This is a genomic window from Neisseria sp. P0022.S010 (assembly GCF_051956635.1).
Genome location: NZ_JBQCXF010000130.1, coordinates 1 through 7,709 on the forward strand (window position 1 = coordinate 1; position 7,709 = coordinate 7,709).

At 51.3% G+C, this 7,709-nt stretch carries 8 protein-coding genes; 3 read left to right on the forward strand and 5 right to left on the reverse strand.

Annotation, left to right across the window (positions count from 1 at the left end; genetic code table 11):
• A partial coding sequence (gene bioB, locus ACTHUT_RS11530; protein WP_440418810.1) for a biotin synthase BioB occupies positions 1–679 on the reverse strand: 679 nt, incomplete at its 3' end.
• 217 nt (positions 680–896) lie between these two features.
• On the opposite strand from bioB, the gene miaA reads away from it, so the two are divergent.
• The 3 genes from miaA to hpnC are packed head-to-tail and all read left to right on the forward strand — an operon-like array spanning position 897 to position 3,433.
• Positions 897–1,838 (forward strand): tRNA (adenosine(37)-N6)-dimethylallyltransferase MiaA, encoded by a 942-nt coding sequence (gene miaA, locus ACTHUT_RS11535; RefSeq protein WP_440385832.1) that lies wholly within the window; start codon positions 897–899, stop codon positions 1,836–1,838.
• A 3-nt stretch (positions 1,839–1,841) separates the two neighbouring features.
• Complete coding sequence (tadA, locus tag ACTHUT_RS11540) at positions 1,842–2,564, forward strand: tRNA adenosine(34) deaminase TadA (RefSeq protein ID WP_070838098.1); 723 nt, start codon at positions 1,842–1,844, stop codon at positions 2,562–2,564.
• Positions 2,565–2,617: 53 nt separating this feature from the next.
• Positions 2,618–3,433 (forward strand): squalene synthase HpnC, encoded by an 816-nt coding sequence (gene hpnC / locus ACTHUT_RS11545; protein ID WP_440385833.1) that lies wholly within the window; start codon positions 2,618–2,620, stop codon positions 3,431–3,433.
• Between the two features lie 47 nt (positions 3,434–3,480).
• Here the strand turns inward: hpnC and htpX are convergent, their stop codons facing one another.
• The 4 genes from htpX to ACTHUT_RS11565 all read right to left on the reverse strand — a co-directional run bounded on the left by htpX (position 3,481) and on the right by ACTHUT_RS11565 (position 7,648).
• Complete coding sequence (htpX, locus tag ACTHUT_RS11550) at positions 3,481–4,320, reverse strand: protease HtpX (RefSeq protein ID WP_440385834.1); 840 nt, start codon at positions 4,318–4,320, stop codon at positions 3,481–3,483.
• 189 nt (positions 4,321–4,509) lie between these two features.
• Entirely contained in the window at positions 4,510–5,418 is a 909-nt protein-coding gene (hemF, locus tag ACTHUT_RS11555; RefSeq protein ID WP_314595268.1) for an oxygen-dependent coproporphyrinogen oxidase, read from the reverse strand.
• 129 nt (positions 5,419–5,547) lie between these two features.
• The gene (locus ACTHUT_RS11560; RefSeq protein WP_036491269.1) at positions 5,548–6,081 is read right to left on the reverse strand and encodes a C40 family peptidase; all 534 of its coding nucleotides are present in this window, start codon (positions 6,079–6,081) and stop codon (positions 5,548–5,550) included.
• Positions 6,082–6,124: 43 nt separating this feature from the next.
• Positions 6,125–7,648 (reverse strand): phospholipase D family protein, encoded by a 1,524-nt coding sequence (locus ACTHUT_RS11565; protein WP_440385835.1) that lies wholly within the window; start codon positions 7,646–7,648, stop codon positions 6,125–6,127.
• Positions 7,649–7,709: the final 61 nt, after the last annotated feature.

Consider the following 7,709-nt stretch of genomic DNA (forward strand, 5'->3'; position numbering starts at 1 on the left):
TGGCAAGGCTGGCAATCAGGCCTGCGCGTTCGGCGCGGGTTTCGTTCATGCCGACGATGCCGCCGCAGCAGACTTTCAAACCGGCATTGCGGACTTTGCCCAAAGTATCCATGCGGTCTTCGTGTTTGCGCGTATGGATGATGTCGTTGTAGCGGTCGGGGTCGGTGTCGAGGTTGTGGTTGTAGTAATCCAGACCGGCTTTTTTGAAGTCTTCAGCCATACCGTCTTCGAGCATGCCGAAGGTGCCGCACACTTCCATGCCCAAGCTTTTCACCGCGCTGATGATTTCGGAAACGACAGCTACGTCTTTGGGTTTGGGGCCGCGCCATGCCGCGCCCATGCAGAAACGGCTGGCGCCGCGCGATTGGGCAATTTTGGCTTTTTCGACGATTTCGTCCACATCCATCATCTGCTCTTTGCCCAGATTGGTGTTATGGTGTGCCGATTGCGGACAGTAGGCGCAGTCTTCGGGGCAGCCGCCGGTTTTGATGGAGAGCAGGGTGGAAAGTTGGATTTCACGCGGGTTGAAGTTTTGGCGGTGGATTTCGGCCGCTTGGAAAACGAGGTCGAGGAAAGGCAGTCCGAATAAGGCCTCGACATCGCATTTTTTCCAATAACGCGCAGTCGGATGCGGCTTGCGCTCGGTTTGACGGCGCAAGGCTACGGGAGATACGGTCATAGTGTGTTCTTTCGTGTTTACAGCGGCGCAGTGTCGCTGACGGCTTGACTGCCGGCGCAATGACGGCAGCAGCAGGTTTGAAATCAATATAAAAGGCCGTCTGAAACGGCGCAGCAAGTGTAACGCTTTTGATAATGTAGGGCAAATGTTTCAGACGGCATGAAATATGGTCTGCCCGGGTTTGCTATAATCGCATTTTTAATTTTTCCGTTTTCTTATGAACGCGCCCAAAGCCTTCGCCGTACTCGGCCCGACAGCCGGCGGTAAAACCGCACTGGCCTTAAATATTGCCCAATCGTTGCCGGTGGAAATCATCAGTTTGGATTCCGCGCTGGTGTATCGCGGCATGGATATCGGTACGGCTAAGCCGACAGCCGAAGAGCTTGCTGCCGTACCGCATCATTTGATTGATATTATCTCGCCGCTGGAAAGTTACAGCGCGGCGGATTTTGTCGGCGACTGCGTGCGCTTGGTAAACGAAATACATGCGCGCGGACGCTATCCGCTGATTGTCGGCGGCACGATGATGTATTTCCACGCGCTGACGGAAGGTTTGAACGATTTGCCCGGCGCGGATGCGGCGGTGCGCGCACAGCTTCAGGCGGAAAAGAACGAACACGGTCTGGCAGGCCTGTATCGACGTTTGCAGGAAGTTGACCCGATTACGGCAGGCCGTCTGAAAGCCAATGACAGCCAGCGCATTGAACGCGCTTTGGAAGTCTATCTTCTGACCGGCAAGCCTTTGAGCGAACATTTCACAGAGCAGAAGCAGGCCGTGCCTTTATTGGATTTATGCACGGTCGCCCTTATCCCCGAAGACCGCCATTTGTTACACCAGCAAATCGAAAAACGCTTTTTAAATATGTTGGAACACGGTTTCCTCGATGAAATGCACGCCTTACGCCGTGATTATCCGCAACTGCATGCGGATATGCCGTCTATGCGCTGCGTGGGCTACCGCCAGGCTTGGGATTATCTCGAAGGCGAAACAGATTATGACACCTTTGTCGAAAAAGGCATTGTTGCCACGCGCCAGCTTGCCAAACGCCAGTTGACCTGGTTGCGGAAAATTCCTTTGGCGCACACGTTAGATCCTTACGCAGACAGCGATTATGTTCAGACGGCCTTAGCCTTGGCGCGTCGGCATTTTCAGGAATAATCCATGCTGACCACGCCACCACTTGCGCCTAAGACGTTGGCTGCGCTAAAAGAATTGGGTATTTACACACTGGAAGATTTGCAAAAAATCAGCGCAGTCCGCGCGTTTCTATTGCTGAAAGCATCGGGTTTGACCGTAACCAAAAGCACCTTGTGGCAACTGGATGCGTTGGTTTCAGGTGTGGATGTCGGGCATGTTTCCGAGGAGAGAAAGACGGAGCTAGGCGAAGCATTAAAAAATCATCCGCCTGTTGCCGTTTTCCCTTCGCAAAGCGATATGGAAGCCTTTATGCGGCTGGCGATAGAGCAGGCCAGACAATCGGCGGCATTGGGCGAAGTGCCCGTTGGCGCGGTCATCGTATATCAAAGCGAGGTAATCGCAGCGGCACACAATACCTGCATTGGCGACCACAATGTCAGTCACCACGCCGAAATCAACGCGCTTGCCGCCGCAGGCAAAGCTTTACAAAACTACCGTTTGGAAGATTGCGATGTGTACATCACCCTAGAACCTTGCACCATGTGCGCCTCTGCCTTGATACAGGCACGGGTCGGGCGCGTGATTTATGGTGCGGCCGAACCCAAAACCGGTGCGGCAGGCAGCGTGGTTGATTTGTTTGCCGACAAACGTCTGAACAAGCATACCGCAATTTTGGGCGGCAGATTGGCAGAAGAATGCCAAAGCGTATTGCAGGATTTCTTTGCGGCCAAACGGAAGGCCGTCTGAATTTCAGACGGCCTGTCAGCAAAAATACTTTATTTTAAATTTTCGGATTTCCCATGTCAGTCAATCATTACGAAAACTTCCCAGTCGGCTCCGTTGTGCTGCCGCGCCGTTTGCGTAAGCCGGTTCACGCCGTTTACGCTTTTGCACGGACGGCGGACGATATTGCCGACGAAGGCAATGCCGAAGCAGCCGAACGCCTGCGCCAACTGGATGAGCTGAAGGCAGAGTTAGACCGTATTGCACAAGGCGGGAAACCGCAAACGGCTTTGATGCAGCGTTTATATAACGAAGCGGTTGTGCCGTTTCAATTACCGTTGCAGCCGTTTTATGATTTGCTGGCGGCGTTCAGTCAGGATGTGGTCAAAACCCGTTATGAAAACTTTGGCGAATTGATTGCCTATTGCCGTTTGTCCGCCAATCCGGTGGGGCGCATTATGCTGCATTTGTACGGGCAAACAGATGAAGTGAGTATGGCGCAAAGCGACGGCATTTGCACTGCCTTGCAGCTGATTAATTTCTGGCAGGACGTGGCGGTAGATTGGCAAAAAGGACGCGTGTACATCCCTCAGGAAGATTTGCAGAAGTTCAAAGTCAGCGAAGAGCAGATTGCGGCCGGCAAAGCCGACTTTGCTTTCCAACGATTGATGGCGCATGAGTGTCAACGTGCTTTTCAAATGCTGAAGGCCGGTTCGCCGTTGGGTAAAACCCTCAAAGGACGAATCGGTTTTGAGTTGCGCATGATTATTGTCGGCAGCCAGTTGATTTTGCAGAAGCTGGATGGTTGCAAATATGATGTGTTTAACCAGCGGCCGTTGTTGGATAAGAAAGACTGGATGATTATCATCAAACGGGCTTTGCTGAAGAAATAAAAAAGGCCGTCTGAAATTGATGTTTCAGACGGCCTTAATGTTTTCGATTAGCGGTTTTTCAAACGGTTGATGCGGTTGTCCAAAGAAGGATGGGTGCTGAACCAAGAGTCTTTGGCATCGCTGGCAATGCCCATTGCCGTCATGGTTTGCGGCAAATCGCTGGGGTTGCCTTTCAAGCGTTGCAGGGCGGCAATCATTTTTGGCGCGCCCACCAGTTTTGCAGCACCCGCATCGGCACGGTATTCGCGTTGGCGGCTGAACCACATCACAATAATGCTGGCAAGGAAGCCGAATACAACCTGCAAGACCATGCTGACCATGAAATATGTGCTTTGAGAAGTGCTGCCGTCATTGTTTCGCGCCACCATGCTGGAAATGATACGCGCCAAGAAGACGACAAAAGTATTCACAATACCTTGAATCAGTGTCAGCGTTACCATATCGCCGTTGCCGACGTGCGCCATTTCATGCGCCAAAACGGCTTCGACTTCATCGCGGGTCATGTGGTCGAGCAGGCCGGTGCTGACAGCGACGAGCGAGCTATTTTTGGTCGCGCCGGTTGCAAAGGCGTTAGGCTCGGGCGAGTTGTAAATGGCGACTTCCGGCGTTTTCAGATTCCATTGGCGGGCTTGCGCTTCAACAGTTGCCAACAGCCAAGCTTCTTCTTCGCTTTGGGGCTGGTCGATGACGACGGCGCCGACCGAATGTTTGGCGATGGTTTTCGACATCAGCAGGGAGACAATCGAGCCGCTGAAGCCGACAACTGCGGAATAAGCCAACAGGCTGCCGACTTGGTCGGTACTGTTGATGCCCAAGATGGCCAAAATAACACGGATGACAACCAGAACTGCGATATTGGTCGCGATAAATAAGAAAATGCGTTTCACCGATTATTCCTTTTTAGTGTGGTTTGTGAGGTGATTTTTATATGGGCGCATTGTCTCAAAAACTCTATAGATATGAAACAGCATGATAGGCAAAGGTATGCAAATTCAAAGCAATTGAAGCAAAGGCCGTCTGAAAAGGCAGTCTCAACCAGTGAGAATCGCTTTTCAGACGGCCTTTGATAGGTAAAACTATCTGCCGGCTTCTTCCAGCCAGTTGCGCGGTATGAGGAATTGATTGAGGCGTGCTTCGGGCGAACCTTCTTCCGGCGCATATTGATACTCAAAGCGCACCAAAGGCGGCATAGACATCAAAATGCTTTCCGTGCGTCCGCCGCTTTGCAGGCCGAACAGCGTGCCTCTGTCCCAAACCAAGTTAAATTCCACATAGCGTCCGCGACGGTAGAGTTGGAAATCGCGTTCACGTTCCCCATAAGGCGTGTTTTTGCGTTTGGCCACAATCGGCAGATACGCTGTGATATAGCCTTCTCCGACCGCCTTGATAAAATTCAGGCAGGTATCGAAATCCCAGCGGTTTAAATCGTCAAAAAACAGACCGCCAACGCCGCGTGTTTCGTTACGGTGTTTCAAGTAGAAATATTCGTCACACCATTGCTTGAATTCAGAATAAACCGATTCGCCAAATGGTGCGCATACGTCTCGCGCTACGGTGTGCCAATGCACAATATCTTCTTCAAAAGGATAAAACGGCGTCAAATCAAAGCCGCCGCCGAACCACCAAACCGGTTCGGCATTTTCAGGATAGGCAATAAAAAAGCGCACGTTCGCATGGCTGGTCGGCACATACGGATTTTTTGGATGAATGACCAGCGACACGCCCATAGCTTCAAATGCCGCGCCCGCCAATTCAGGACGGTGCGCCGTCGCCGAAGCAGGCATTTTGCTGCCTTTCACATGCGAAAAATTCACGCCCGCCTGCTCGAATACCGCGCCGTTTTTTAATACGCGTGTTTCGCCGATGCCCAGTTTCCCCGTCCATGCTTCATGCACAAATTCGGCTTCGCCATCTTCTTGCTCCAACGCGGCGCAGATTTGGTTTTGCAGGGTTTTGAGGAGGGTTAGAACGGATTCTGTGTGCATGATATATCCTTGATGGTGTTTTGTTATGGGCAAATTTTTGCACAGGCCTATCTTGTAACCAAGCTTCATTCATCAGCAATAGATTGAAAGGTATCGATGATGTTGCGATACCTTTCAGACGGCCTTGATTTATTCAGTAAAAAAGGTATGTGCGCCCAAATAGTTTTTGGCGTAAAACGGGGTGGAAAGTTTTTCGGTTTTGATGGTTTTGCCGCTGCTGGGGGCGTGGATGAATTCGCCGTTGCCGATGTAGAGGCCGACATGGGAATATTTGTGTGCGCCGCCGGTGTTAAAAAAGACCAGATCGCCGGCTTTTAATTTGTCATCGGAAATTTTACGGCTGGCGGCGGCCATATCGCGTGCGGTGCGTGGCAGGTTGACATTGAGGGCGTTTTTATAGACGAATTGGATCATGCCGCTGCAGTCAAAGCCTGTGGCTGTAGTGCTGCCACCCCATTTGTAGGGCGTGCCGATCAGACCCATGCTGTGAAGCATTAATTCCTGCGAACCTTGTGTGCGGTCGATATGGGAAATGCGGACAGGTTGGACTTTTCTGGCGGTTGTTTGCGGCTTGTGGGATTTGTGCTTGCCGGTGGTGCCGCAAGAAGCCAACAATAGGCCGGCGGTACAAACAAATAGGGTTTTGCAGATGAGTCGAGACATGATGAATTCCTCCGGCCGCATGATTTATGTTTTCAGACGGCCTCTATAATAATCCTTCTATGGGCAGGATGGACAGGATTTTTGAAGTAACCCGTTTCCAGAATTTGGCTTCTGGTTCTTGTGCGTAAGTTCGTTTTTCACTAGGGTCATACCAGTATAGTTTATTGTAATTGCCAAGCGTTACCTGATAGGCGTAGTTTGGGGTGGTCGTAACGAGGGTGCGCTGCATTTGGCCTGCGATTTCGGGACTTTCGATGACGACACCCATTTCGGTATTGAGCCGTGCGGAACGTGGATCAAGGTTGAATGAGCCGATGAAAATGCGTTTCTCATCCACGATGAATGTTTTGGCGTGCAAGCTGGTGGCGGAGCTACCGGTCAAGCCGCGGTCTTTGGTGGTCGGAACGGCATGGTTGGGTTGGAGTTCGTATAGTTTGACCCCAGCTTTGAGCAAGGGCTTGCGGTATTTGACGTAACCGGAATGGACGGCGGCAACGTCGGTTGCTTGGAGCGAATTGGTCAAAACGGTAACATCCACGCCGTTGTGTGTCAGCTTTTCTATGGCTTTGACACCTGATTTTGTGGGCACAAAATAAGGCGAGACAAGGTAAACGCTTTTTTCGGGTTGCTTGAGGGCGTCTTGCAGGCGTTCGGAAATAGGCGGTTTATGCCGGTCACGGTCTAAGCCTTTGGCCGGATCGTCGCTGATTAAACGTGTGCTGACGCTTTGCCACTCTATAAGGTTGCTCTGCATTTTTTGATAGAGACTGGAATGCTCGATGCTTTGGCGATAGCGAATGAGCGTTTGATTTTTATCTTGGTCGGTGTAATTAAGTTCGGCCAGTCCTTTTTGCAGGTTTCCCCGTTTGATGACGCTGGTCGCATTATAGGCGGAATGGCTTGCCCAATAGCGGTCGAAGTCTTGGGAAACTTCGGTTACTACGCGGCCTGTGGCAAGAATGTCGAGGTCGGCAAAGATGGTATCGTCGTTAACCTTAAAATATTCGTCGCCGATATTGCGTCCGCCCAAAATGGTGGCACGGTTGTCGGCGGTAAACGATTTGTTGTGCATTCGGCGGTTGAGCCGTGGGAAGTCGGCAATATAGCCGAGTGCACGCCATTTTCTGAAAATAAAGGGATTAAACAGACGGACTTCGATATTGGGATGATTGTCGAGTGCCAGCAGGAGATCATCCATGCCGTTGGTGTTGTTGTCGTCCAGGAGCAAACGCACACGGACGCCGCGTTCGGCTGCGCGATGAATCAGGTTGAACAAAAGCTTGCCGGAGATGTCGTTGTGCCAGATATAGTACTGTAAATCAAGGGTATGGTCTGCAGCTTCAATTAAGGCTGCTCGGGCGACAAAGGCTTCATGGGCATCGTTCAGTAGATAGATATGGGAAATATCAGTCTTGGAGGATGTAGAAGGAATGCCTAATGCGCTATCCAGCCGCGGCGTCGCAGGTATGTCAAGATAACTGCTTTGGGTGCGTTCGTCCAGTGATGGCAAAAACGCGGCGCAACCGCCCAATAGCAGGGTATAAAGAAAGGGAAGATGAAATTTCATGGGAAACCGGTACAAACAATCCCTACCTAAATGACATTTAGGCAGGGATTGAATTGAAATT